The following is a 24,905-nucleotide window of genomic DNA, read 5'->3' on the forward strand; positions in this document are numbered from 1 at the left end:
ACGATCTCGCAACCCTTTGTGGTCGCCTTCATGACCGAGAAGCTGGCACCACGAGCAACCGACCGTGTGCTCGAAATCGGCACCGGCTCGGGCTATCAGGCAGCCATCCTGGCCACCCTGGTAGACGAGGTCTACAGCATCGAAATTGTCAAGCCGCTGGCCGAGCGAGCACGTAGCGATCTGGCGAGACTCGGCTACCCTAACGTCAGGGTACGCTACGGCGACGGTTATCAGGGCTGGCCCGAAGCCGCTCCGTTCGACGCGATCATCGTCACCTGTGCGCCGGATCACGTGCCGCAGCCACTGGTCGAGCAACTCAAGGAGGGCGGTCGGATGGTCATCCCGGTGGGCGAGCACGGCGACCAAGACCTGTTCCTGCTGAGAAAACGAGGCAGCTCGCTGCAGCGCGAGGCGATCCTGCCGGTGCGCTTCGTACCTATGACCGGCGCTGCCGAAAACCGGAACAGGTGACTCACGCGAGCGGCACCGGCCGGCAAGGACGCGGTGGATTCCGCCGGAGCACCCGGACGGGAAGCGCTGTTCACGACCTTGCCGGCTAGGCACCAAGGCATCGGCTGGCCGGCAGTACGGCCGAGAAGATGCTGCCGCGTCCGATTTCCGACTGAATCGTCAGTCTGCCCTGGTGGCGTACCAGCACATGCTTGACGATCGCCAGACCGAGGCCGGTACCGCCGGTCGCCGACGAGCGGCCTTTGTCGATGCGGTAAAAGCGCTCGGTCAGGCGCGGAATATGCTCGGCGGGGATGCCGATGCCGGTATCGCTCACCGAGAAGACAGGGCATCCCTCAGCGACTTGCCACGCGAGCGTGACGGTGCCGCCCGCCGGGGTATAGCGCACGGCATTTGAAACCAGGTTGCCGAAGGCGCTCCTGATTTCATGACTGCTCCCGCGCAGCTTGCCAGCCGCGTTGCGACCGATCACGACAGTCAACTTGCCTTCGGCCAGGGCTTCTGCCTCGGCGCACAGCGTGTCGAGCAACTCGTCCATCGGTATGATTTCATCGACCGGGGGCTGCGTGTCATTCTCCAGGCGCGACAGGGTCAGCAGGTCGGCGACCAGACTGATCATTCGTGTGGATTGCTCGGCAATCAGGCGGTAGAAACGTTGCGCAGCGTCCCCGCTCGGTGGTGTCGCACCAGTGAACTGTTCGATGAAGCCTGAGATCACGGTCAGCGGGGTGCGCAATTCATGCGAGACGTTGGCCACGAAGTCGCGCCGCATCGCTTCGCTGCGTGCCCGTTCGGTGACGTCACGCGAGAGCAGGAGGGTTCCCGTTCCAGCGTAGGGAATCAGCGCGATCGAGACGATCTGTTCCGGCCCATTGCCGTTCAAGCGCAGCAGGAGCGGTTCGGGCGGACCGCCGCGCCGATCACTCGCGAGAAGCTGGTGAAAATCGCTGTGCCGGATCAGGTGACCGATCTGCGTCCCGATATCGCGCCAGGCATCCAGCGCGAAGTGGTGAGCCGCAGTTGCGTTCAGCCATTCGATGTGTTGGTCGCCGTCGAGCAGGATGACGCCATCCGGCAAAGCCTCGGCGGCGAGGCGAAAGCGCTCGAGTGAATTGGCCAGCGCCTGGTAAGCGCTTTGCTCGTCCTTGTGCAGTCTCTGCAGCTGTGAGAAGACGGCGCGCCATGCCCCAACGCCGTCGGGAACAGCACTCGCGTCGGGCGCCAATAGCCATTTGTGCAAAGCTACGCGTTGCCGAATCTGCCCGTACAAGAGCAGGGCGAGGATGGCGACGAGCAGCAGCAATCCGGGCCAGGTATCGCCGATGGACATGGCTCACGGCGTCCGCACGAACTTGTAGCCGACTCCGCGCACGGTTGCGATCATCGCTTCGCCGGCCGTGCCGAGTCCGGCCCGCAGGCGGCGGATGTAGACGTCGATCGTGCGATCCTCGAGGAAAACGTGGTCGCCACGCAGGGCGTTGAGCAACTGGTCACGCGTCAGGGCGCGATTCGGATGGCTCATCAGATAGTGCAGGAGGTCGAACTCGGTCGGAGCAAGGTTGATCGCTTGCTGATTGCAGCTCACCGTGCGGGCTTGCGGATCGAGACGCAAGGCGCCGACTTCGACGACATCACCCGCCAGATGGGGCGACCGCCGGCGGAGGACGGCGCGCATGCGGGCGATCAGTTCGCGCGGCGAGAAGGGTTTGGTCACGTAGTCGTCGGCGCCGATGTTCAGTCCGCCGATACGATCGGCCTCGTCGGCACGTGCCGTCACCATGATGATCGGCAACTCGCGCGTTCGCTCCTGGGAACGCAGGTGCCTGACCAGATTGATCCCCGACATGCCGGGCAGCATCAGATCGAGGAGGACGAGGCTGGGCAACTCGCTGCGGATCTCGCTCAGCGCCTGCTCCGCGCTGCTCACTACGACAACTTCGAAGGGCGCCTGCTCAAGCGAGTAACGTAACAGTTCCTGGATTGCGATCTCGTCTTCGACGACCAGGACCCTGGGCCGGCTGCTCATGGCACATCCATTTCACGGACCAGTCCTTTCAGGCCAAGGTGACGCACGTCGCGCCCCTTGGCGATATAGATGACATCCTCGGCAATGTTCTTGCAGTGGTCGCCGACACGCTCGATCGACTTGGCAATGAAGATCACATCGAGCGCGGAGGAGATCGTGCGCGGATCTTCCATCATGTAGGTGATCAACTGGCGCACGGTCGCGCGGAAGTGCTGGTCGACCTCCTTGTCGCGGCGAACGATGTGAGCTGCGGCGGCGAAATCGAGGCGGACGAAGGCATCGAGGATTTCGTGCAGCATGCTGGCCGTCTGCTCACCCATGTGACGTACCTGCAGGACCTGCGCCAGACATCCTCCGTTGCCGCGTTCGATGATCTTGCGCGTCGCTTTGGCAATCTTCTTCGCCTCGTCGCCAATCCGCTCGAGGTCGGTGACGGTTTTGCTGACGGCCATCACCATGCGCAGGTCGATCGCCGTCGGCTGGCGGCGGGCGACGATGTTCGCGCAGGCTGTGTCGATCGCGACCTCGAGTTCGTCCACGCCCTTGTCGCGCTCGATGATCAGTCGGCTAAGCTCGTGGTCGCTTTCACCAAAGGCACTCAGGGCGCCGCGCAACTGCTCTTCGACCAGGCCGCCCATGCGCGTGACGTGGGCGCGAATTGAATCGAGCTCGGAGTCGAACTGCTTGGAAAGGTGCTCACTCATGAATCGGCTCCCGTCAGGCCAATCAACCGAATCGGCCGGTAATGTAGTCCTCGGTACGCTTGTCGCGCGGTTTGATGAAGATCTCTTCGGTGTAGCCGAATTCGATCAGTTCGCCGAGATACATGTAGGCAGTGAAGTCGGAGACCCGCGCAGCTTGCTGCATGTTGTGCGTAACGATCAGGATGGTCACTTTCTCCTTCAACTGGTGGATCAGTTCCTCGATGCTCGCGGTGACGATCGGATCGAGCGCCGAGGTCGGTTCGTCGAAGAGAAGAACCTCTGGGTCGGTGGCCAGTGCACGAGCGATGCACAGGCGCTGTTGCTGGCCACCGGAGAGAGCAAATGCCATGTCATGCAGGCGGTGTTTGACTTCGCCCCACAGTGCTGCGGCGCGCAGCGCTTCCTCGGCCTTGTCGTCGAGGACGGAACGTTTGGTGACGCCACGCACGCGCTGCCCGTAGATGACGTTTTCGTAGATCGACTTGGGAAACGGATTGGGCTTCTGGAAGACCATCGACAGCCGCATGCGTACCTCGATCGGATCGACACGTGGGTCAAGCAGATTGGTCTGGTCGGGATGCAGAATGATCTCACCACCGTAGCGATTGCCCGCATAGAGGTCGTGCATGCGATTGAACGAGCGCAAGAGCGTCGACTTGCCGCAGCCTGAAGGACCGATCAGCGCCGTGACCTTGCGCTCGCACAATGGCATCGTCACGTCCTTCAGCGCGTGGAATTCGCCGTAATGGAAATTGAAGTTGCGTACTTCCGCCTTGATCGGTAGTTCGCTGATCGCACCGCGTGATGGGTCCATGCTCACCCTACCATTTGAGGTTTTTGCGCAGCCGGTAACGCAACCAGATCGCCAAGCCGTTCATCATCAGGGTCATCGCGACCAGGATGACGCTGGCGGCGGCAGCGTTCTGCTGAAAAGCCGCCTCCGGGCGCGATGTCCAGTTGAAGATCTGGATCGGCATGACGGTGAAGGGCGCTGACAGCCACTCGAAGTTGACAAAGGGCGGTGTTCCGACAAGCGGCGCTGGCGGCAGGAAAGCGATGAAGGTCAGTGCGCCGATCGTGATGATCGGTGCGGTCTCGCCGATTGCGCGCGCCATGCCGATGATAACGCCGGTAAAAATGCCGGGCATCGAGTAGGGCAGAATATGGTGCCTGACCATCTGCCATCGTGTGGCGCCAAGCGCATACGCTCCCTCGCGGATGCTCTGCGGAATACCGCGGATCGCCTCGCGCGTGGCGACGATGATCATCGGCAAGATCAGCAGTGCCAGCGTCAGGCCAGCCGTACGAATGCTTTGCCCAAGGCCGAAGGTATAGACGAACAGACCTAGCGCCAACAGCCCGTAGATGATCGACGGAACGCCAGCCAGATTGTTGATGTTGATTTCGATGATGTCGGTGAGCCAATGCTTCGGCGCGTACTCCTCCAGCCAAATTCCGGCGGCAACACCCAGCGGTACGGCCACGCTGGCCGTGACCAGCATGACCAGCAGGCTGCCAACCCAGGCTGAAAGGATTCCCGCCTGGCCCGCGCGGCGCGACGGAAAGCTGGTGAAAAACTCCGGCGTCAGACGGGCCCAGCCGTCGATCAACATGTTGATGAAGAGCGTCACGACGGTCAGCAGAGCGAGCGCCAGGGCGAGGACTCCGAGCGCGCCAAACCACAAGTCGCGGCGCTTGCGACGCCTGATTTCCGCACGGATGAGCGCGACGTCGCTGGGCGCTGATGACGACATGTCAATACCTCTCACGGTACTTCCGTTGCAGCCAGAAGCCCAGAATGTTGAACAACAGCGTAAACAGCATCAGCGTCAGGCCGGCGGCAAAGATCGTCTGGTAGCCGATCGAGCCGTGCGGCAGATCGCCGAGCGCCACCTGGACGATGAAGGCGGTGATCGTCGCCGCCGGTTCGCGCGGGTCGAACGTCAGCTTCGGCTGCATGCCGGCGGCGATGGCAAGGATCATCGTCTCGCCGACCGCGCGCGCAATGCCGAGGATATACGCTGCTCCGATCCCCGAGACGGCGGCCGGCAGGACGACGTAGAACGCCGTTTGCAGTCGCGTCGCCCCCATCGCATAGGAACCCTCGCGTAAGGCCATCGGCACGGCGCGCATCGCATCCTCGGCGATCGAGCTGACGATCGGGACGATCATGATGCCCATGACCAGGCCGGCCGAGAGCAGATTGAAGCCGGGCAGCTCGGGCATCAGTTCTTGCAGGAGTGGCGTGACGAACATCAGTGCGAAATAGCCGAAAACGACGGTCGGCATTCCGGCGAGCAGTTCGAGTATCGGTTTCGCCGTCTCGCGCGTTCGTTGGCTCGCGAATTCGGAGAGGAATATGGCGATCGTCGTGCCGATCGGGATGGCCACCGCCAAAGCGACCGTCGAGCTGACCGCGGTGCCGGAGAGCAGCACCAAGATTCCGAAGTGCGCATCGTCGAAAAGCGGAGTCCATTGCGTATCGCTCAGAAAGTCGACGACCGGGACCTGCTGGAAGAAGGCTACCGATTCTCGCACCAGGATGAAAACGATAGCCACCGTGACAAAGATGGAGACCGCAGCGGCAGCAAACAGCGTGGCTTCGATGATGCGCTCGCTGATGTGGCGACTCGCCTTGCGGGCCAGCCGCTCACTGACTGCAGGACTCGACGACGATGGGCTCACAGCCTGGCTTCGCGCGCAAGAAGGTCTTCGATTCTCACGCCAACTTCGGCTTCGCCGCCGAACATGCTACCCAGTTTGCCCTGTTTCAGGTGCTCGGCGTTCAGCTCGTAGGCGCGCGCTGGAAGCGGCACGTATTTCACCTCCTGCGCCAGCTTGGCAGCGTTCTTGAGGTAAAACTCGACGAACTCACGCACTTCGGGTTTCTTGAAGCTCAACTCGCTGAGGTAGATGAAGATCGGGCGTGAGAGCGGTTGGTAGAGGCCTTCCAGCACGGTCTTCAGCGAAGGTTCAACCGCCCTGCCGGTCTTCGGATCGACGATGGCCAGGGCTTTCAGCTTGTCCCGGTTCTCGCTGTAATAGGCGAAGCCAAAATAGGCGAGGGCGCCCGGATCACGCTGCACGCCCTGGACCAGAACGTTGTCATCTTCGGAAGCGGTGAAGTCGCCACGCGAGGCTTTTGCCTTGCCGTTTATCGCTTCGGTGAAATAGTCGAAAGTGCCCGAATCGGCGCCCGGACCAAACAGTTTCAGCGCGGCATCCGGAAAGGCCGGGTTGACCTGCTTCCAGTTGGTGATCCTGTTTTGTGCGGCCGCTTCCCACATCGTCTTCAGGTCGGCCACCGTCACCTGCTTGAGCGGGTTCTTGGGATTAACCACGACGGTCAACGCGTCATAGGCGATTGGCAGTTCGAAGAACCTGATGCCGCCCTGCGCACAGGCCTCCATCTCCTTCTTCAGAATCGGGCGGGAAGCGTTGGCAAGGTCGATTTCGCCGCGACAGAACTTCTTGAAGCCGCCACCGGTGCCGGAAATGCCGACGGTAACCTTGACGACGTTCTTTCTGGCTTTCTGGAACTCCTCGGCGACGGCTTCGGAGATGGGATATACCGTGGACGACCCGTCCAGCTTGACGATCTGTGCCTGCGCGCTACCGACGGCCGACAGCGCGAGCAAGGCCGCCATCGTGGTCTTCCGTACCTGCTTCATCGCGTTTCTCCTGTGAGACGATGGAACAGATTCTCGTCGACCCCTGTTACAGCTTGATGACAGGCCGGAGCGTACCAAGGAGCTCAGCGATCCGGCGGCGCCTACGCCCGCCGCGCACCGGCCGACCGAAAGCCGGCGGACAAGCGTAGCCCGCCAGCCAGCGTGGATTCAGACCTTGCGGTATACCTCGGCGCCCGCGCTGACGAACTCGATGGCCTTCGCGGTCATTCCCCGGCTCAACGCCTCGCTATCGCTGACACCCTGCGCCACGGCGAAGTCGCGAATGTCCTGCGTGATCTTCATCGAGCAGAAATGCGGGCCACACATCGAGCAGAAATGGGCAACCTTGGCCGACTCCTTGGGCAGGGTTTCATCGTGAAACTCGCGCGCCTTGTCCGGGTCGAGCGAGAGGTTGAACTGGTCTTCCCAGCGGAACTCGAAACGCGCCTTGGACAGGGCATTGTCGCGAATCTGCGCGCCGGGATGGCCCTTGGCGAGGTCCGCCGCGTGTGCGGCCAGCTTGTAGGTAATGATGCCGGTCTTCACATCGTCCTTGTCGGGCAGGCCGAGGTGTTCCTTGGGCGTCACGTAGCAGAGCATTGCCGTACCGTACCAGCCGATCATCGCGGCGCCAATGCCACTCGTGATGTGGTCGTAACCGGGTGCGATGTCGGTGGTCAGCGGGCCGAGCGTATAGAACGGCGCTTCCTTGCAGTAGGCGAGCTGCAGGTCCATGTTCTCCTTGATCAACTGCATCGGCACATGACCGGGACCCTCGATCATGACCTGCACGTCATGCCGCCAGGCAATCTCGGTCAGTTCGCCGAGCGTCTTCAGTTCGCCGATCTGGGCATCGTCGTTGGCGTCGTAGATCGAACCTGGGCGCAAGCCGTCGCCCAGGCTGAAGGCAACATCGTAGGCGCGCATGATCTCGCAGATTTCTTCGAAGTGCGTATAGAGGAAGCTCTCCTTGTGGTGCGCCAGGCACCACTTGGCCATGATCGATCCACCGCGCGAGACAATGCCGGTCAAGCGCCCGGCAGTCAACGGTATGTAGCGCAGGAGCACGCCGGCATGGATCGTGAAGTAGTCGACCCCCTGCTCAGCCTGCTCGATCAGCGTATCGCGGAAAATCTCCCAGGTCAGCTCGGCCGCCCTTCCGTCGACCTTCTCGAGCGCCTGGTAGATCGGCACCGTACCGATCGGAACCGGGCTGTTGCGGATGATCCACTCGCGTGTTTCGTGGATATTCTTTCCGGTCGACAGGTCCATCACCGTGTCGCCCCCCCAGCGGATCGCCCAGGTCATCTTTTCGACTTCTTCCTGGATGCTTGAACCCAGTGCCGAGTTGCCGATATTGGCGTTGATCTTGGTCAGGAAGTTGCGTCCGATGATCATCGGCTCGCTTTCCGGGTGATTGATGTTGCACGGGATGATCGCTCGCCCCCGGGCGACTTCGTCGCGAACGAACTGCGCGGTGATCTCATCGGGAAGGCTGGCGCCGAAGCTGTTTCCCCGGTGCTGCCGACAAAGAATCTGCGCCAGTCGCTCGCCCTGCTCGCCAGCCGCGCGCAACTGTTCGATGTAGGCACGCCGGTTGTTGTTTTCGCGAATCGCGACATACTCCATCTCCGGCGTGACGATCCCGCGTCGCGCGTAGTGCATCTGGCTGACGTTGGCACCGGCTTTGGCGCGCAAGGGCTTGCGCTGCAGGCCGGGGAAACGCAGTTCGTCGAGCGCCGTATCGACGGCACGCTGGCGGCCGAAGCTTGAAGTGAGCGCGGGCAACTCCTCGGTGTCGCCGCGTTCAGTGATCCACGCTCCGCGCAGTGCGGGCAAGCCGTGCCGGATGTCGATCGCAGCCTGGGGGTCGGTGTAGGGACCGGAACAATCGTAAGCGTAGATCGGTGGGTTGGCTTCGCCGCCGCTCGCCGTTTCGGTGGGCGACTGCGAGATCTCGCGCATTGGCACACGGATGTCTGGCCGGCTGCCAACGACGTAGATCTTGCGCGAATTTGGCAATGACCTGATTGCCGCCTCATCCACACGGGCCTCGACAGCAATGAATTTATCGTTCGCGTTCATGCTTTCTTCCTTGAGAGAGCCGCCGGCGCCAAAGAGCTGGTGGCGGCCGGACCGGCAAGCGGCTTAGTGCGCGGCACGAGCTCGTGCCGGGTGCCGAGCTTGCTGGAGGCGCCGCGCCAGCCGAAATTGGCCAGCCGACGCTTGCGGGGCCATCCAAGCTGGTCAATCGGCCAGCGCAATGAGCAAGGTGTCGTCAAGCATCGTAACCTTGTATGAGCTTTCCTTGTACGTCTTGTTGTCGGCCAGCAGCGTCGTCTTTACCGTGTATTTCTTGCCCTTTGCCGAGGCCGGCAACTTGAACTTCGAATTGGTCTGATACCTGCCGGCTCCATCGACGCTCGCCACACGTTCGGTCTTTTCATCGACCAGTTTGTTGTTTTCATCGTATATCGCGTACTTCTGCGTCACCTCGGGCGCCTTGTCTCCGTAGCCGATGAGATCCGTATTCGAGGTCACCTTCACTTCGCGCTGCCCGTCGGTCTCCGGCGCACCGGTCTTGACGACGGTGTCGAACTTCACCGGTCGCACTTCACTCTTGGGAATGACTTGCCCCCTCTTCTTGTATTCGGCGTTCAGCTGGCCGGCATCAGCCACCTTTTTCGACTCGAAATACCAGCCGATCATCAGGCCAACCGCAGCGCCGACTGCGGCACCGACCAGGCAATTGTGCCCGGTTGCCGTGGCCAGGGCACAGCCGGCAGCGGCGCCGACGAGGGCACCGGTGGCCCGGTCGTCCATTCGCGTCGAGCCGTCCGGGTTGGTAACGCAAGCGCTGAGGAAGAAAATCCCTGCCAGACAAGCGGCAGTTCGACGCAAGGCAAAACGGTGATTGTCCATTCCTGTTACTCTCCCTGAAAACTCCTACTGTGCCTTGACGGCGATCGGATCGTCTATGCCGACCGTGAAAATCACGGGTCGCTGCTCGCGCTTGGTGAGTTCTATAACCCTGTCTGTCACATAGCTTTGTAGCGTCGATGGTCGGATTAGACCGTCTTTTCTAAAGTCGGCTCCCCCACGGAGGCCTTCGATGATCGCCTTGGTAAAGGCACCGTTTCCCCACGCCGGGTCTTCCTGCGAATACTCCTTGCCGGTAGACGATGCAAAGACGAGAACCCCTCGTTCTTCATTGATTTCGTTGAGGGCTTTGGTCAGGTCCGGATTCGTCGACGACTGGCCGGGACGGGCATTGACCCCCGAATGACAAGTATCGATGAAGAATGCGGAGCGCCCCTTCAGGCCGAGCAGAGTGCGCGAAATCTCCTCGCCGGGTACCCAGCGCCGTGGCGCATTCTGCTGTTTCCAGTTTTCGAATTCCTGCGGGTTCTTGAAGTCGGCACGCGAGGGCAGCACTTCGGGGTCTCCCGGGATGAAGTAATACGCCGCCCCTACGCGATCGCCGTGGCCAGCCATGAAGACGACGCCAGCGTCCTTCTCGCCGACGCTTTCGCGCAGCCAGCGCAGGCCATCGAGCACATTCTGCCGGCTGGCCTGCTCGTTGATCAACAGTCGCGGGACAGCGGTTCCGTAGAGTTTGCCCGCCTGGCGGACCATGTGGTGGTTGAAGTCACGCGCGTCCTTCTCAGCCAGATCAAGCTTCCACTCTTCCGGGTACTTGCTGACGCCGATGATCAGGAGATAGAGCGTCTCGAAGCGCGTCTCGGGAACCTTCACCGGTGCCGCGCTGCGCCGAACGCTGATCACCACCGGCTCCGACTTGCCGTTCTTGTTCGCGGCAAACAGCCTGATCTGGCTGTCCACCGGCGGGATCTCCACCTGCACCTCGTGCGCCTCGCCGCGAGTGCTGCGCAGGGCGCGGTTGTCGAGCGAGCGAACCAGCTTGTCGTTGACTCGCACCTTGACTTCACTGACCGGAGCATCGCTCGGGCTACGCAGCACAAAACGCACGGGTATCGTACTCGCTGAGGTTTCGAGTTCGCTCTCGGTCTGCAGATCGATCACCGGCGGCAGCAGATTGGCCACGTTGCCCTGCCCGCGTGCAGGCGGCGGCGCAACAGCAGGCGTTGACGGTGCCAGCACCGACGGACGCGGAGGACTCTTGCTCGTTTCGACAGGCGGTGGCAGAGAACCAGGTTCACTCACACCAAGCGCGGCAAGCGCGCTGGCAGCTGCACGCACCGCTTCGCCTTCATCGCCGGTGCGCAGAATGCTCTGGATGATCTCCGGGCGGTAGAAACGATCGCGGAAGCGACCGACCGAGAAGAAGTCGGACGCGATGTTCGGACCGCGATTGAGGTGCCAGCCAACAAGGTCTTCCCCTTCCAGCGACGTATCGTAGTAGCCGGACGGCGACCAGATGATCCAGCGCTTGCCGTCTATGTGGACGAAGAGCGCGAGTTGCTCGCGCCCATCGCGCATACGGTACCAGCGAATCGTTCCGTCGCCCAGGCCGGCCACTACCCAGCGGCCATCGCTCGAGAGATTGGTTGCCCAGACCGCGGCCGGGGTGCGTTGTTCCCAAAGCGGGTTGCCGTCGACCGCATAAGCCCGCAGGTACCATTCAGTGCCCAGCACGAAACGCTGCTTGTCGGCGCTGATTGCCATGCTGCGCGATACTTCCCCGGGGCGCAACTCGAGCTGGCGCGAACCGATTTTGGGCGCGGAAGAATTCTTCCAGTTGCTCGGCCCGCCGCCCATCCAGCCTGGCTGGCGCGGCGATTCGAGTTTCGCTTCCGGGCCATAGGGGCGAACGTCACCTTTGGCAAGGTCAAAAAGCAGCATGTTGCCACCGGGAGCAAGCGGAAAGGCGACCCGCGCTGCATCTTCCGAGAGCATGAACTTGTCGTCCGCATCGCGATAGTCAGCCGTCTGCTGACGCGCGTAGAGCCGCCGGCTCCCCGCCGCGTCAAAACTCGCCCAGGAGGGCTCGGCGCTGCCTACCAGCACGCCGTCGCGCCAGGCGACAAGCGAGGTAACGATATTGCTGAATCCGGTGATCTCGCGTGCAGCCGCTCGTCCGCTGTCGGCAAAGGCGAAAACGGCAAAGCGGTCGCGCGCGCGCGCCGTACCGCCGCCATAGAGGATGCGGCCATCACTGCTCCAGGCGACGCGTCCCAAATTTCCCTCGCTGACCGGCGGAGTCGTATGGCGCGGCGTCAAGGTTGCCGCGTCGAGCACATCGATCCGGCCGCTATCCTGGTAGCCGACAGCCAGCATGCTGCCGTCAGGCGAAAACGCCAGTGAATACGGCTTGCCGGGCATCTGCTTGCGGGCGGTTCGCTGCAGCCCCTTGCGATCGATCCGGTAGAGGCGGATGCTGCCGTCCAGGCTGCATGTCGCGAGGCGCCCGTCGGCGGCAAAATCAGCGCCGTAGATCGCCTCGTTGTACTCCGGATCACTGCCAATGAAGCCTAGATTTCGTTGGAAAACACGTAGGCCGGACTGGCGCAGCCCCACCGCAAGCTGCTGGCTGTCCTTCGACCAGGCGACTTGCGTTACCGGTGCCTCCAATCCCGAAAGCGTACTCTTCGGCGGAAGCCGGCCGGAGGCTCGTTCGAAAAGGTAGAGCGAGTGCGTCCGTCCGTCGAAGCCGGCGTTACCACCCAAGGCGACCTGGCGCCCGTCCGGCGAAAGGGCGGCAGCGTAGATCGCGCCGACGCCTTCGGGTCCTACCGGCGGCCGGAACACGGTCAGCAGGCGCCCGGTCGCTGCGTCCCACAGGCGCGCAGTCTTGTCCTCTGACGCGCTGACAATCCACCGGCCCTGGCTATCGCTGCTGACACGCGTCACCAACGACAGATGGGCGCCTGCCTCGATGCGCAGAATCGGCTCGGTCGATACCTGAGCGGCCGCCGCCCGAACCAGACACAGCAGCAAACCGAACACAAGCTGCCGGCAGGCGGCGCGCGCCCACATTGGGAAACCCAGGCGCGGCTTGGGCTTAACGAACGAGAATTTCAATTCGGCGATTTCTCGGCTCGGGCGTTTCGTCCGGAGTCGCGATCAAGGGTTCGCGTTCTCCGCGGCCCGCGGTCTGAATCGAGTCTTCCGGCTGACCCTGCTGTATCAGCCGCTTCTTGAACGACTCGGCGCGGCGCAAGGCCAAGCGATCGTTGTCGGCAACGAGGCCAACCCGATCGGTGTGGCCAACGACCACGATGTCGGGAACCGGGCGCGCCTTGATCTCGGCAATGATCGCGTCCAGATCGCGTTTTGACGCGGTCGTCAGCTCGTCGCTGCCTTCAAGGAAGTACAACGTGAAACGTGCCGGTGGCGGCGGCGAGGCATCGAGCGCTTCCCCGAATCGCTTCTTGACCTCCTGCTCGTTGCTGGTTCCCTGCTCAAACTTACCGCCGGTGGTGCGCGCGCTTTGATACGGGCGCTCGAGTTTGATTGCGTGACCGCCCTCGATGGCCTTGACGCTGAGCGTTCCCGCGTCGCCGGCACCACGGTTCGGTAGCAAGACGTAACTATCGCGGTTGGCGCAGGCGACGACGCTGAGTGAGACAGCAAGCACGATTGACAAGCTCTTCATCGCTTATTCCCCAACACTGACTACATAATTCTTGGCCGTACCGCTGACTTCGGCCTTGGGCGTCACCATACGCATCGCCTCCGGCGTCTGCTTGGCAATGTTTCCGGCCTGCACCGACACCGTTCCGCGCTTGATGTACGCGTCGAAGGCGCCCATATACGTCGTCGAGTCGTAGGCATACCGTTGCAGCACGACTTCGGCGTCGGATCCAAGAGACAGGGTCGAATTGTCCTTGAACATGATACCCACCGAACCGTTACCGCCAGTCTGGATCGTGTCCTTTTCCTTCAAGCGCGCACCGACGACTCCCGGGTAGCGTTGGCCGTCGCGTTCAATGTTCACCACACCGCGCGACACTTTGACCTGAGCATCCCAGCCCGTGGCAGCCGCTGGGGTTGGCTCGGCAGCCATCAGGGGAGCCGCACAAAACGCGGCGGCGCACAGGGCGCTCGCCGCCAGGCCCGAGGCCCGCTTGTGTCTTGAAATCTGCAGCATGAGAACCTTCCCAAAAAGTTTGGCGGGACACCATGTCCGTCGGACATCAGTCTAGCGCGCAAGTGCCCCAGCGGCAACCTGCGTGGCTTCAGGGTTGCCCCTCCCGAGTAGGGAACGGGAGCTCCGGACAAGTGGGGGCCACTCAAAAAGCGAAAAGCCACCGCTGACGGTGACCCGTCAGCGGTGGCTTCGTGCGCGACGAAATTACTTCTTGGCGTCGCCGATCACGCCGGCTTCGTTGGTGGCGGTATTGCCCTTGCCGACAGCAACCGCGGCTGCGTTGGTCTGCTTGGCCTTGATGTCGGTACGGCCCTGAACAGAGGTCTTGCCCTTGATGGCGCCGGCCGTGTTGGCAGCCTTGTTGTCCTTGCCGACGGCTACCGCGGCGACGTTTTCCTGTTTGGCGTCGATGGTCGTCGTGCCCTTGACTTTGGTGTCCTGAGCAAAAGCGGGAGCAGCAGCAAAGGCGGCGGCGAGGATGATGGCGATAGTGCGCATAGAGATTCTCCTTAGTTAATTTGTGGTTACTAGGTACTGCCTGGTACTACCGTACTGCAATGGATGCTTGCCGTCAGCCGGCAACAACCTTGAACACCACGCGCCGGTTCTTTGCGTCGCGCGGATCCAGGTCCCTTAGTGGGTCGGTCGAGCCCTTGCCTACCGGCACCAGGCGTTTACGTTCGACCGACCCTTTGTCTACGATGAACTTCACTACGGCGTTGGCACGCTCGCGCGACAACGCCATGTTTTTCTCCGGATTCCCGTCCGCATCGGTGTGACCCTCGACGATCACGCAGCGATCGGGCGTCAGCGCCAGAATCTTGCCAATCTCGGTTAACGTGTTGCCCGATCCCGGCGTGATCACCGCACTGCCCGGACGAAACTGAATCGGGAACTGGACAGCGGTGGCACGAACGTCTGGCGGAAGCGCTGCACAGTCAGTCGCCCCGCCGCTGGCGGCTGGCGCTGCACTGGGTTGGGCCTGCGTTGCGTCGCCATCGAAGACGATCGCCCGCGTCCGCTTCTTCTTGGGCGCTTCAGACGGTTCAGTCATCGCACGACGAAGTTCCTCCAGGCCGGAGGCGTCGTCGTCCGCTGCGCTGGCAAGTGGAGCAAAGGTGACGCCGTTCAACAAGCTAACCAGCGCTACGGCGGCAACCCGTTTAAGATTCGCTTTCATTGACTGTCTCACTTGCATACGTTGATGACTTCTTTGGTGGTCACGACGACGTCTTTCGGTGCCCTTTGTCCGGGCCGTCCCGTCTGGGCCGTACCTACATTAACGTTGCACGTGTTATTCCGTTTACTTCCGATGTTAACAACTCGCTTCTGCAGCGCCGGATCGTTCGGATTGCCACCCTTTTGCCAGGCTTTGGCCATGGCATTGTTGACTTTCGTCTGGGAAGCCGCGTTGAGGTTCTGGACGGCGTAGGCCGCGCCTGCCGACAAGCAGACGAGCGCGACGACCAGGTTTCGCGCAATTCTGGGTTTACTTGCATTCATCGCTGACAATCGCTCCTATATTGGTACACGCTTTTCTGTTCCTGCCCGCGGCCACTGTCGTGACGTTGGTTGCAGAGACATTGATTCGTGTATTTCCCTTCTTATCACCTTGGATGACGCCGACCCGATTCCGGGCGACATTGTTGCTGCCTATGGCAACCGCCGTCGTATTCTTGGTTGACGCGTTGATCTCGGTGTTCCCCTGGACACGGGTGGTTTTCTGAGCATGACATGACTGGGAAATGCTCAGCGCGGCAAACAAGGCAAAGCACACCTTGATTGACGATCCAGAAACGTGGGCGAACATACTCATGGCGCATCTCCTGCCTTGACGTTGAGCGGCAGCCGAGTCGGCGGCCGTCCCTTTAGGAACGCTTCCCGCATTCCGGCCAGAGCCTTTTCCGTCACGCCGAGACGAGTTGCCGAAAACGACCCGGCGTCCGGCGTAAACATCAGATAAGCCTGCATTTCATTGATCAGTAGTTCCTCGTTTTCAACCGCATAGCGCATGCTCGCCAGGAAACGCCGAAAGGCGTCCTTTTGCGTATCGGTCAGGCTGTCTTCCCAGAAGGCGCGGCAATACTTGTTGTAGGCAAGGTTCGTGTGAAACTCGCCGTGCGCCAGTTCGTGCAACAAAATCGCATAGCGCGCATTGCTCGTCACTCCTGGCTCATTGCTGCGACGTTCCTGCACCTGCGGGATCGAGAGAATCATCGTGTGCGGCTTTTGCGCCTGATAGAAACCTCGCCATTCCTTCATCAGACCCTGTTCGACCAGGAAGTCGCGCAGGGCGTATTCCTCAGGGAACAGTTCGACCTTGTCGCGCTCGGCATAGTTGAAGAACTGAACCAAATCAGAGACCCGCAGATCGTGTCCGGCAGCGAAACTGGCAAAAGTCCGGTTGGCTGCACCAATGTACTTGGTCAGCTCCTCGGTCGTCAGAACGCGCGGATACGGTTCGCTGTATTGATGTTCCTTGAGCTGCGTCACGCGGTTGAAGGTGCGACCAAGAACCTCGAGTCCGGGAACATCGATGATCCAAATCTCGCTGTTCGGCGTGTAGCGCCAAGCCACTGGCGCGTCGAGCCTGGTCTGCAGAATCGCCTTCATGTCGCCGTCTCTGACTTCGAAGGCTTGTGCCGTGACGTTGCCGAGCAGGACGACGATCAGGCTGAGCAGAAACAGCACACGGTTCAGCAGGTGCACCGGGCGCGACGCAGTACTTGCCATCGCCAGAGGATCTTTTCCAGGCTTCATTCAGTTTTCTCCGTTACGCTTGCGCCCTCACCCTTCTTACCCCAGCGGATTGAGTACGTCTTCCTGGTCTTCTTGGAGAAGTACTCGCCCACACCCCGATCGATTTTCGCCCCGTCGATATAAACGTCGTCGTTGATGATCAGCACACCTTCGATCACTGCGTCCTTGTCGACCTCGCCGGAGGTATTGGCGACAAAATTGTTCGACCCCCAGTCGATTTTCACGCTACCGCCGAACCCAGCGACTGCCACCCAGGCAACGACCACCAGTGTCAGCAACACCAGCAGGGAAGCAGCGGCCATCTTCATTGCTCGCCCCGTTCACGTCCTGGCGGTCAGTCATCACGCTTCCGATAAACGGTCGAACGGGCGCGATTGTCGTGCGCGCCCTGACCTTCGGCGGTGGAGTGCGAGTTCACGGTTCCCTGCGGAACAACGATCACGCTTTGCGCTGGATGGTTGTCATCGCGCGTTCGATTGGCGTTCGCCCGCGTCCGGTTGTAAGCCGCACCATTGGCCGCCGGAGTGCCGGTGGGCGTAGCTCCGTTGACCCCTTCAATGATGATTATGTTCGGCGTTCCCTCGAATTCGCCGCGACGCCCTTCGATAGCGGCTCGCTGACGCGCTTCGCGGGCAGTAGCTGAACCGCCCGAGGCCGGACCTGGCGTCGGTCCGACGATGATCTCGCCCGCCGAAGGCTGGACATAGGAGAACATGCAAGCCGCCATCACTGCCACCTGACCGGCACTGCACAACCCGGCGAAGCGTCGACCCAACCACATGGTTTCCGTGTCCATTTCATTCCCTGGGCGCAAATCAACTTCAAGGCCTAAGGCGCAACCGTGATATCGACGATGCTGGTCACTGCCGTCGGGTTATTCTGCTTGTACTGACCAATAATGTCGTCAACCGATTTGGCCGCCAGCGGGGAGAGATCGCGCGCGCCGCGCAAGCTGCTCGGAATGATCAGCTCGCGATCCGAGGCGATGCACGCAACGCGTTCTGCTCCGGGTTTGTCGAAGCGGATCTTGAATCCACCCGAAGGCAGCCTGATTCCCGCCCCTGCTGGAACCGACGAGTCGGGACGGAACTGGTTGGGGAAGATGCGCGCGGTCGTGCGCGAAACGTCTTCGTAGTAGCAATAGGCCGTGCCTTGCGCGTTCAAAGACAGGGTCATATTGAGGAACTCGCCGACCTTGTAGGACGGCTTGGATCCCCGATCAGTGTCCAGCTTCAGCCGGAAGACCGGATTCGGCGCGGTGGCCGGCGTCGCCACCGGCGTCGCCACAACCTGGGCAGCGGCCGGTGGTTTGGCCGACGCGCTGACGCCGGGCACGTAATTGGATTTCGGACCGCCGGCCGCCGGCAGGGCGGCAATTTGGTTCTGCAGATCGTCCAGCAGGCTGGCGTAGAGGTCGAAGTTCAGCGCCCCGTCGGCCACCAAGCCGGCCGCAGCCTGATACTCGGCGACCGCCGTCTTCAGCGCTGGACTCGGCGCGCCGTTCAACGGCCCGGCAAAACGACCCATGCCGGCGAGCTTGCGCTGCACGAAGAGAATTCTGTCGCTCTCCTTGGCACCGTCATACCACTCTCTGGCCTGCTCGCGAATCAAGGGATTGGTAACGTCGGTGTCCAGGCACTTCCAATAGGGCACCTGTGTGAATTTCCCTAGCGCCTCGATCAGCCCAAGCTCGACCAGCGTGCGCGTCGCCGCGCCGACGCCCTCGTTGCGACTGATGTCGATGTTGAAGCTCAGGCCAAGCTTGCCGATCTTCCCTCCACCCTCGCCAGCGACACCGCCTTTCAGGAGCACCAGCGTATTCGACGTACTGGTAATCGGGATGATCTTGCGTGTCGCCGCGTTACCGATGCTGATATCCATGCTGATCAGGTCGTACGAATCGTCTTTCGAGGCGCCGAAGTCGAGAAACGGTAGAGAGAAGCCGGCACCTTTGTTCTTGCGCACCGTACTGTCGTCCATCTGCGTGATCGAGCCGCGGATGTAATAGTCGGGCATGGTCCGGCTTTCTTCCCCGCGTGCCGCAAAGAGCGCTGCCAAGTCGTCTGCGGCAGAGTGAAAATCAATGAAATCAAATGCGTTGCTCTTAACGGTCATTTTCGAGACGGCCGTGATCAACATTTCCTTGGTGCCCGTCTTGACCTTCCCGGTTTCGTCGGGGATGCCGGCCGAGGTGATTGCGATGCCCTGTTTGCCGTATGCATAAAACAGTTCATCCATACAGCGCAGTGACTGGGTGAAGTTGGTGATTGTCTTGATCGCCGGGGTCTTGGGCGCCGCACTTCCGGCGACTTCAGCGCCGATATCCTGACACAACCCAGCTACTGGCAACAGCGACAACGCGAGCAAAGACCGGCTTAAGGTTTTCATTAGTCCCCTCTGAACATGTGAGCGTCAGCTTCCCCGGCCGGCAGGCACAATGCCGCCGGATGGTCACTCTGCAGTATAGCCTGTCTCCGCTGCGCCAGCGCAAGCGCCCGCGATGGCCGCCGCGTGAAGAAAGTCACACTTTTCGTGTTCCAATGTGCGCTCGATCCCGACTCGCCAAAGGCATCGGCAAACAGACCACGCCACCAACACGACATCTGAGCGTCATGCTGCGGCCGCCTACCACGTCCTGTGGTCTGAATAACGCACCCCAGCTTCCGCGGTTGACTGTGCACCAGCCCGCCCATCGCGCACCGGCGGCTGGCAGAAAAAGCGTCCAAAACGGCGTAGCCTCCCCAGCGCGTACCTCTTTGTGGGGTTAACGGCCCCTGCTGGCAAAACTTTAGGCAACGGCGCGGGCAGTTTGGCGATCAGGACAAGTCGCTAGCCGGCTGGCGCCAACGCTTGGCGAAGCTGCGGCAGCGTCTAGTGGTTGCCGTTGTCGAGAAAGCTGCGCAACTTGTCTGAACGCGACGGATGGCGGAGCTTGCGTAAGGCCTTGGCTTCGATCTGGCGAATTCGCTCGCGCGTCACGTCGAACTGCTTGCCAACCTCTTCGAGCGTGTGGTCGGTGTTCATCTCGATGCCAAAACGCATGCGCAGGACCTTTGCTTCGCGCGGCGTCAAAGTGTCGAGGACATCCTTGGTGATGAAGCGAAGGCTGGAATAGAGCGCCGCTTCGGTCGGTGCGAGCGTCGCATGATCCTCGATGAAATCGCCCAAGTGCGAGTCGTCATCGTCGCCAATCGGCGTCTCCATCGAGATCGGCTCCTTGCTGATCTTGAGGATCTTGCGAATCTTCTCCTCCGGCATCTCCATCTTCTTGGCCAACGTCGCCGGATCAGCCTCGAGACCGGTCTCCTGCAAGATCTGTCGGGAAATGCGGTTCATCTTGTTGATCGTTTCGATCATGTGCACCGGAATGCGAATCGTGCGCGCCTGGTCGGCGATCGAACGGGTAATTGCCTGCCGGATCCACCACGTTGCGTAGGTCGAGAATTTGTAGCCGCGGCGATATTCGAACTTGTCGACGGCCTTCATCAGACCGATGTTTCCTTCCTGAATCAGGTCCAGAAACTGCAGCCCGCGATTGGTGTATTTCTTGGCGATCGAGATGACCAGGCGCAGGTTGGCCTCGGTCATTTCGCGCTTAGCGCGCCTCGCCTTGGCTTCTCCGGTCGACATCTGCTTGTTGATGTCCTTCAGTTCGCGCAAGGGGATACCGATGCGGTCCTGCAAGGCTAGCAGCTTTCTTTGCTCTTCCTTGATGTTCGGCGCGTTGCGCGAGAGGATGGCGCCGTAGGTCTTGCCAGCCAGCGCAATTTCATCATCAACCCAGTCGATATTCAGTTCATTCCCGGGAAAGACCTTGATGAAATGCGGGCGCGGCATGCGCACGGTATCAACGCAAATTCTCTGGATCTTGCGCTCACAAGCACGTGCCTCCTCGACCATCGCACGAACCGAGTCGCACAGCCGCTCGATCGTCTTCGACGTGAAGCGGATGCCCATCATTTCTTCGGATATCTGTTGCTGCAGCCGAAGGTAGGCTCTGTCCTGCGACCCCTTCCTGAGCAGGAGTGCGTGCGCCTTGGTGTAATGATCCTTGATCACCTCGAGCCGCTCGAGCGCCTCGGTCTTCAGCTTGAGCAGCGTGGCGGCCGCCGCCGCACCTTCGACGACTTCCGCCTCCTCCTCGTCGTCTTCCTCGTCGTCTTCGACAACCTCCGTCAACTCTTCAAGCGAACCGCTGGTGTTCGGGTCGATCAGACCATCGATCAACTCGTCGACGCGCATCTCGTCACGCGCGATTCGCTCGGCACAGTGGATGATCTCGGCAATCGTCGTCGGACACGCCGATATCGCCTGGATCATGTGCTTCAGGCCATCTTCGATGCGTTTCGCGATTTCGATCTCGCCCTCACGCGTGAGCAGTTCGACCGAGCCCATCTCGCGCATGTACATGCGCACCGGATCGGTTGTCCGGCCAAACTCGGAGTCGACCGTAGACAGAGCCTGTTCCGCCTGCTCTTCTACATCGGCATCGTCGGCACCAACGGCTGGCGTGGCGTCCGACATGAGCAAGGTCTCGGCATCCGGCGCCTCGTCATAAACCTGGATGCCCATGTCGTTGAACGTGCTGATGATGCTTTCGATCTGTTCGGCATCGACAACATCATCCGGCAGGTGGTCGTTGATCTCGGCGTAGGTCAGGAAGCCGCGCTCCTTGCCAAGCTTGATCAGCGTCTTGAGGCGCATCTTGCGCGTTTCTTCATCGACTGGTACAGGCTGCGTTCCCACCTGCGCCAGGAGATCGGCCGCGGCCCTGGCCTTCGCTGCTTTCGTCGTTACCGCCTTTTCCCTTGCCATGACCATTTCCCGGATACTTTGTCGTGGAAAAACTCTATATTATAGCGCAGAGTGCCAGCCGCCGCCGGATCCACTGCCAACGCCAATCGCCGTCAGGTACTGCTGCTTTTCCTCACTCGACAAGCCAGCAAGACCGAGCTTCTGTATCTTCGCCTGCAGCAGAGAAAACGCGCGTCTCCCGGCGTGCTCGCGCAGCCGCGCCAGTGCGCCCTCGAACTCCGCTTCAACCTCGTCTTCGGCCAACTGCTGTTGCATTAGTTCAGCCGCCGCCTCCTGCAGGACAGACTCGTCGTCCTTGCCACGCAGGCACTCCAACAGACTTGCGTAGCCAGCATCCGCCGGCGTCTTGCCAGCACCTGCCAACTGGCCAAGCAGCCGTACGACGCGCGCCTCGGCCGATGCCTCCGGCAGCAGGTCGAGCGGTACGCGATGAATCAACTGCGGTCGCTGCAGAAGAATGCGCAAGAGCTTTCTGGGCAGAGACGGCGGGCGCCGCGACGGGTAGGCGGGCGGCAGCTGTCGAGTGACCGCCGGCAGCCCGTACAGGCTCTCGACCTCACTCTGCGCCAAGCCGCTTAGCTTGGCCAAGCGCTTGACGAGCTGCAGTCGCAGCAACGGTGACGACAAGCGGGCAAGCATCGGCCGCGCTTCGGCAAGCAGTCTGGCGCTTCCTTCGGCGCTCGCCAGATCGCAGCGACCGGCCAGCTCGCGCAGCATATACTCGGAGAGTGGTGTCGCACGCTCGACCAACTGGCCGAGCGCGGCCGTGCCATTGCGCCGGACAAAACTGTCCGGGTCATCGCCTTCCGGCAGGAAGACAAAACCGATTTCTTTCTGCTCGGGCAATACTTCGAGGCTGTTCTCGAGCGCCCGCCACGCTGCCTTGCGGCCCGCTGCGTCGCCATCGAAGCAGAAGATGATCTTGTCGGCCTGGCGCAAGAGCTTCTGCACGTGGGCAACTGTAGTCGCCGTACCAAGCGCGGCCGCGACGTTGTCGATCCCATGCTGCGCCAAGGCGACCACATCCAGGTAACCCTCAACCACGATTACCTGGTTGCGCGCACGTATCGCCAAGCGCGCCTGCGGCAGACCGTAGAGCTCATGGCCTTTATGAAAAAGCGGGGTTTCTGGCGAGTTCAGGTATTTCGGCTCGCCTTGCCCGACGACGCGACCACCGAAGGCGATGACTTCGCCGCGCAGATTGATGATCGGAAACATCACCCGATCACGAAACCGGTCGTACAAGCGTCCTTGTTCGTTCCTGGTGACCAAGCCCAGTGCCTGCAGTTGCGGGCTAGCGTACTCGGCAAAAGCTCCGGCAAGCGCCTGGCCCGCGTCCGGCGAATAGCCGAGGCCGAAACGACGCGCGACCTCGCCACTCACGCCGCGCGCCTTGAGGTAAGCAATCGCTTTGTCCGAGCTTTTGAGCTGCTCGCGGTAGAAGCGCGCGGCGCGCGCCATCAGTTCAGCCAGCCCCTGGGTCGGTGCTGCCGGCGCTGGCGCGACCCCGTGCTGCTCGGGCAGAGAAAGCCCAACCCGAGCGGCCAAATCCTTGACGGCATCCTGGAAGCCAACCCCGGCGTAAGCCATCATGAAACCGATGGCAGTCCCGTGCGCTCCACAGCCAAAGCAGTGGTAGAACTGTTTGCTTGGGCTAACGGTGAAAGACGGGGACTTCTCGTTGTGGAACGGACAACAAGCCGCGAAATCGGCGCCGTGTCTTTTCAGCGGGACATAGCCATCGATCAGTTGAACCAGATCAACGCGCTGGAGCAGTTCGTGAATGAACGATTCCGGAATCATTTCACCAACAAACATAGCCGCCTATCGACAGACAGGCGGCCGCTCTGGGACGAAAAGCAGCGACGCGAGGGCGGCTGCTAGGGCTAGTACAGCTTGGGCGGCAAGGTCTGGCTGCGCATCCGCTTGTGATGCCGTTTGACGGCTGCTGCCAGTTTGCGCTTACGTTCGGCCGTCGGCTTTTCGTAGAACTCGCGCGCTCTCAGCTCGGTGAGCAAACCGGTCTTTTCGACGGTGCGTTTGAAACGGCGAATGGCAACTTCGAACGGCTCGTTTTCCTTTACGCGAATGGCAGGCATCGACTCATCCCAGGCTAGAAATCAAAAGTGGATCATACACACAGGCAAGCGTTCGATTGTAAACTGAAACGGGGATGGCTTTCAACACCCGAGAACGGCTTGATCGCTCGATCATGCTCGATTCATTGACCAGCCTGACGACTTGTGCTGTAATCCGGGCTTCGACGAACGGGCGGTTAACTCAGCGGTAGAGTGCCATCTTCACACGGTGGAAGTCACTGGTTCGATCCCAGTACCGCCCACCAGCCTCATCGGCTCGCTTAAGAGGATGCTGAGGGTCTGGTCACAAGCGCGTTGAACGCAGGGCGAACCGGGAGCGATCGCCGCAAGCGCCGGCTCAGCAGACGAGCAGGCCAGACGACCGAGAACGCGCCGCGGACGAGGCCAGCCAGCTAGGCCGAGTTGCGCCTCAGCGCCAGCGCGACAAAGACCGAAATCAGGCCAGCCAACGTCCCAGCGACGAAGCCAACCGTAAGCAGCAGTCCTTTTTTCGGACTGACCGGTTTTTCCCACACAAAGATGTCTTCGATGACCTTCGGCCCTTGCGTCGCTGGCGGGTCCAGTGCGGTTTCCAGCGCCATGATACTCTGACGCTCATTGAAAAGCTGGCTCTCTTTCTGGACACGCAGAGCAGTCATCAGCGAAAGCTGTGTAAAGCGATCGTCCTTGACGCCGACGTTGGCAACCACCTTTCCCAACACAGTCAGTTCCTTCTCCGCGCTTGCCAGCCGTTCGCGGGCAATCGTCAGATCCAGGCGCATGCGATCAAGTGCCGGCTTGGCGATCTCGGCGTGCTTCTTCGCCAGTTCGGCGACGGCGCCATCAACAATTCGGCGCGCACCGTCGATCGTCTCGGCTCTCGCCCTGATCTCGATGAGCGCGCTGTTGCCCATCGCCGACGTGCTCTTGGCCACGTTCAAGGACAGGTGTTCGCCATCGGCGACTCCCTTTTGCGAGCGCCTCAGGTCGGCCAGCCATTCGCCGTGTCCAAGCATTTCGGCGACCCGCAGTTGAAAGGCCGGCGTTCGCATGCGCTCGACCGCCTGGGTCGCGGCTTCGACCGGAGCGCTGGCCAATTGTCCGACCACGCCGATCTGACCGACCTGCACCATCGCCATCGCCTCATACTTGGGTGTGATCAGCCAGATGGCCAAGCCGCCGGCAGCAAGGCCGGCCAGCGCCCAACCAGTCACCAAGCGCCAGCGCTGCCGCACGTCCTGCCATAGTTCCGGCAAACCAACCGCCGCTTGCGCGGGCCGCTCGTTCTGTGTCATCGATGTAGCACTC

At 61.3% G+C, this 24,905-nt stretch carries 25 protein-coding genes and 1 tRNA gene; 2 read left to right on the top strand and 24 right to left on the bottom strand.

Annotated features, from left to right (window positions below):
- Positions 1 to 471: protein-L-isoaspartate(D-aspartate) O-methyltransferase (locus Q1L59_RS05400; protein WP_300329148.1), on the top strand; the 471-nt coding region annotated here is incomplete at its 5' end.
- Between the two features lie 85 nt (positions 472 to 556).
- Here Q1L59_RS05400 and phoR read toward each other — a convergent pair.
- The 23 genes from phoR to rpsU form a co-directional block, all read right to left on the bottom strand.
- Positions 557 to 1,801 (bottom strand): phosphate regulon sensor histidine kinase PhoR, encoded by a 1,245-nt coding sequence (phoR, locus tag Q1L59_RS05405; RefSeq protein WP_300329152.1) that lies wholly within the window; start codon positions 1,799 to 1,801, stop codon positions 557 to 559.
- 3 nt (positions 1,802 to 1,804) lie between these two features.
- Positions 1,805 to 2,497: a phosphate regulon transcriptional regulator PhoB gene (gene phoB, locus Q1L59_RS05410; protein WP_300329155.1), complete on the bottom strand. Its 693-nt coding sequence runs from the start codon at positions 2,495 to 2,497 to the stop codon at positions 1,805 to 1,807.
- The gene (phoU, locus tag Q1L59_RS05415) at positions 2,494 to 3,201 is read right to left on the bottom strand and encodes a phosphate signaling complex protein PhoU (protein WP_300329158.1); all 708 of its coding nucleotides are present in this window, start codon (positions 3,199 to 3,201) and stop codon (positions 2,494 to 2,496) included. The genes phoB and phoU overlap by 4 nt, the downstream gene beginning before the upstream one ends.
- Before the next feature lie 22 nt (positions 3,202 to 3,223).
- Positions 3,224 to 4,015: a phosphate ABC transporter ATP-binding protein PstB gene (gene pstB / locus Q1L59_RS05420; RefSeq protein WP_300329160.1), complete on the bottom strand. Its 792-nt coding sequence runs from the start codon at positions 4,013 to 4,015 to the stop codon at positions 3,224 to 3,226.
- 7 nt (positions 4,016 to 4,022) lie between these two features.
- The gene (gene pstA, locus Q1L59_RS05425) at positions 4,023 to 4,955 is read right to left on the bottom strand and encodes a phosphate ABC transporter permease PstA (protein ID WP_300329163.1); all 933 of its coding nucleotides are present in this window, start codon (positions 4,953 to 4,955) and stop codon (positions 4,023 to 4,025) included.
- 1 nt (position 4,956) lies between these two features.
- Complete coding sequence (pstC, locus tag Q1L59_RS05430; protein ID WP_300329165.1) at positions 4,957 to 5,886, bottom strand: phosphate ABC transporter permease subunit PstC; 930 nt, start codon at positions 5,884 to 5,886, stop codon at positions 4,957 to 4,959.
- Positions 5,883 to 6,872 carry a PstS family phosphate ABC transporter substrate-binding protein gene (locus Q1L59_RS05435; protein ID WP_300329168.1) on the bottom strand — a complete coding sequence of 330 codons (990 nt, stop codon included), beginning with the start codon at positions 6,870 to 6,872 and terminating at the stop codon, positions 5,883 to 5,885. Before Q1L59_RS05435 ends, pstC begins: the two co-directional genes overlap by 4 nt.
- Positions 6,873 to 7,040: 168 nt before the next feature.
- Positions 7,041 to 8,957 (bottom strand): phosphomethylpyrimidine synthase ThiC, encoded by a 1,917-nt coding sequence (thiC, locus tag Q1L59_RS05440; RefSeq protein ID WP_300329171.1) that lies wholly within the window; start codon positions 8,955 to 8,957, stop codon positions 7,041 to 7,043.
- Positions 8,958 to 9,119: 162 nt separating this feature from the next.
- Positions 9,120 to 9,794 (bottom strand): glycine zipper domain-containing protein, encoded by a 675-nt coding sequence (locus Q1L59_RS05445; protein WP_300329174.1) that lies wholly within the window; start codon positions 9,792 to 9,794, stop codon positions 9,120 to 9,122.
- Between the two features lie 24 nt (positions 9,795 to 9,818).
- Complete coding sequence (locus Q1L59_RS05450; RefSeq protein WP_300329177.1) at positions 9,819 to 12,875, bottom strand: caspase family protein; 3,057 nt, start codon at positions 12,873 to 12,875, stop codon at positions 9,819 to 9,821.
- Complete coding sequence (locus Q1L59_RS05455; protein WP_300329180.1) at positions 12,856 to 13,449, bottom strand: OmpA family protein; 594 nt, start codon at positions 13,447 to 13,449, stop codon at positions 12,856 to 12,858. Before Q1L59_RS05455 ends, Q1L59_RS05450 begins: the two co-directional genes overlap by 20 nt.
- 3 nt (positions 13,450 to 13,452) lie before the next feature.
- Positions 13,453 to 13,944 (bottom strand): FecR domain-containing protein, encoded by a 492-nt coding sequence (locus Q1L59_RS05460; protein ID WP_300329183.1) that lies wholly within the window; start codon positions 13,942 to 13,944, stop codon positions 13,453 to 13,455.
- A 204-nt stretch (positions 13,945 to 14,148) separates the two neighbouring features.
- A complete protein-coding gene (locus Q1L59_RS05465) occupies positions 14,149 to 14,442 on the bottom strand; it encodes a hypothetical protein (protein ID WP_300329185.1) in 294 nt (97 codons plus the stop codon).
- Between the two features lie 73 nt (positions 14,443 to 14,515).
- Positions 14,516 to 15,124 (bottom strand): OmpA family protein, encoded by a 609-nt coding sequence (locus Q1L59_RS05470; protein ID WP_300329188.1) that lies wholly within the window; start codon positions 15,122 to 15,124, stop codon positions 14,516 to 14,518.
- 8 nt (positions 15,125 to 15,132) lie between these two features.
- Positions 15,133 to 15,447 (bottom strand): hypothetical protein, encoded by a 315-nt coding sequence (locus Q1L59_RS05475; protein WP_300329190.1) that lies wholly within the window; start codon positions 15,445 to 15,447, stop codon positions 15,133 to 15,135.
- On the bottom strand, positions 15,434 to 15,760 hold the full coding sequence (locus Q1L59_RS05480; RefSeq protein ID WP_300329193.1) for a hypothetical protein: 327 nt from the start codon (positions 15,758 to 15,760) through the stop codon (positions 15,434 to 15,436). Before Q1L59_RS05480 ends, Q1L59_RS05475 begins: the two co-directional genes overlap by 14 nt.
- Complete coding sequence (locus tag Q1L59_RS05485) at positions 15,757 to 16,704, bottom strand: hypothetical protein (RefSeq protein WP_300329195.1); 948 nt, start codon at positions 16,702 to 16,704, stop codon at positions 15,757 to 15,759. The genes Q1L59_RS05480 and Q1L59_RS05485 overlap by 4 nt, the downstream gene beginning before the upstream one ends.
- Complete coding sequence (locus Q1L59_RS05490; RefSeq protein WP_300329198.1) at positions 16,701 to 17,012, bottom strand: hypothetical protein; 312 nt, start codon at positions 17,010 to 17,012, stop codon at positions 16,701 to 16,703. Before Q1L59_RS05490 ends, Q1L59_RS05485 begins: the two co-directional genes overlap by 4 nt.
- A gap of 26 nt (positions 17,013 to 17,038) precedes the next feature.
- Positions 17,039 to 17,440 carry a hypothetical protein gene (locus tag Q1L59_RS05495; RefSeq protein WP_300329201.1) on the bottom strand — a complete coding sequence of 134 codons (402 nt, stop codon included), beginning with the start codon at positions 17,438 to 17,440 and terminating at the stop codon, positions 17,039 to 17,041.
- 92 nt (positions 17,441 to 17,532) lie between these two features.
- Complete coding sequence (locus Q1L59_RS05500; protein ID WP_300329204.1) at positions 17,533 to 19,092, bottom strand: DUF4384 domain-containing protein; 1,560 nt, start codon at positions 19,090 to 19,092, stop codon at positions 17,533 to 17,535.
- A gap of 483 nt (positions 19,093 to 19,575) precedes the next feature.
- The gene (gene rpoD / locus Q1L59_RS05505; protein WP_300329207.1) at positions 19,576 to 21,519 is read right to left on the bottom strand and encodes an RNA polymerase sigma factor RpoD; all 1,944 of its coding nucleotides are present in this window, start codon (positions 21,517 to 21,519) and stop codon (positions 19,576 to 19,578) included.
- Positions 21,520 to 21,558: 39 nt separating this feature from the next.
- A complete protein-coding gene (gene dnaG, locus Q1L59_RS05510) occupies positions 21,559 to 23,337 on the bottom strand; it encodes a DNA primase (protein WP_300329210.1) in 1,779 nt (592 codons plus the stop codon).
- Positions 23,338 to 23,405: 68 nt separating this feature from the next.
- On the bottom strand, positions 23,406 to 23,618 hold the full coding sequence (rpsU, locus tag Q1L59_RS05515; RefSeq protein WP_012807257.1) for a 30S ribosomal protein S21: 213 nt from the start codon (positions 23,616 to 23,618) through the stop codon (positions 23,406 to 23,408).
- A 170-nt stretch (positions 23,619 to 23,788) separates the two neighbouring features.
- Between rpsU and Q1L59_RS05520 the strand changes: the two genes are divergently transcribed.
- Positions 23,789 to 23,863, top strand: a tRNA-Val gene (locus tag Q1L59_RS05520).
- Positions 23,864 to 24,010: 147 nt separating this feature from the next.
- Here Q1L59_RS05520 and Q1L59_RS05525 read toward each other — a convergent pair.
- Positions 24,011 to 24,892, bottom strand: coding sequence for a Wzz/FepE/Etk N-terminal domain-containing protein (locus tag Q1L59_RS05525; RefSeq protein WP_300329214.1), 882 nt, complete (start codon positions 24,890 to 24,892; stop codon positions 24,011 to 24,013).
- Between the last annotated feature and the right edge of the window lie 13 nt (positions 24,893 to 24,905).

The organism is Accumulibacter sp., from assembly GCF_029255125.1.
Taxonomy (GTDB): domain Bacteria; phylum Pseudomonadota; class Gammaproteobacteria; order Burkholderiales; family Rhodocyclaceae; genus Accumulibacter.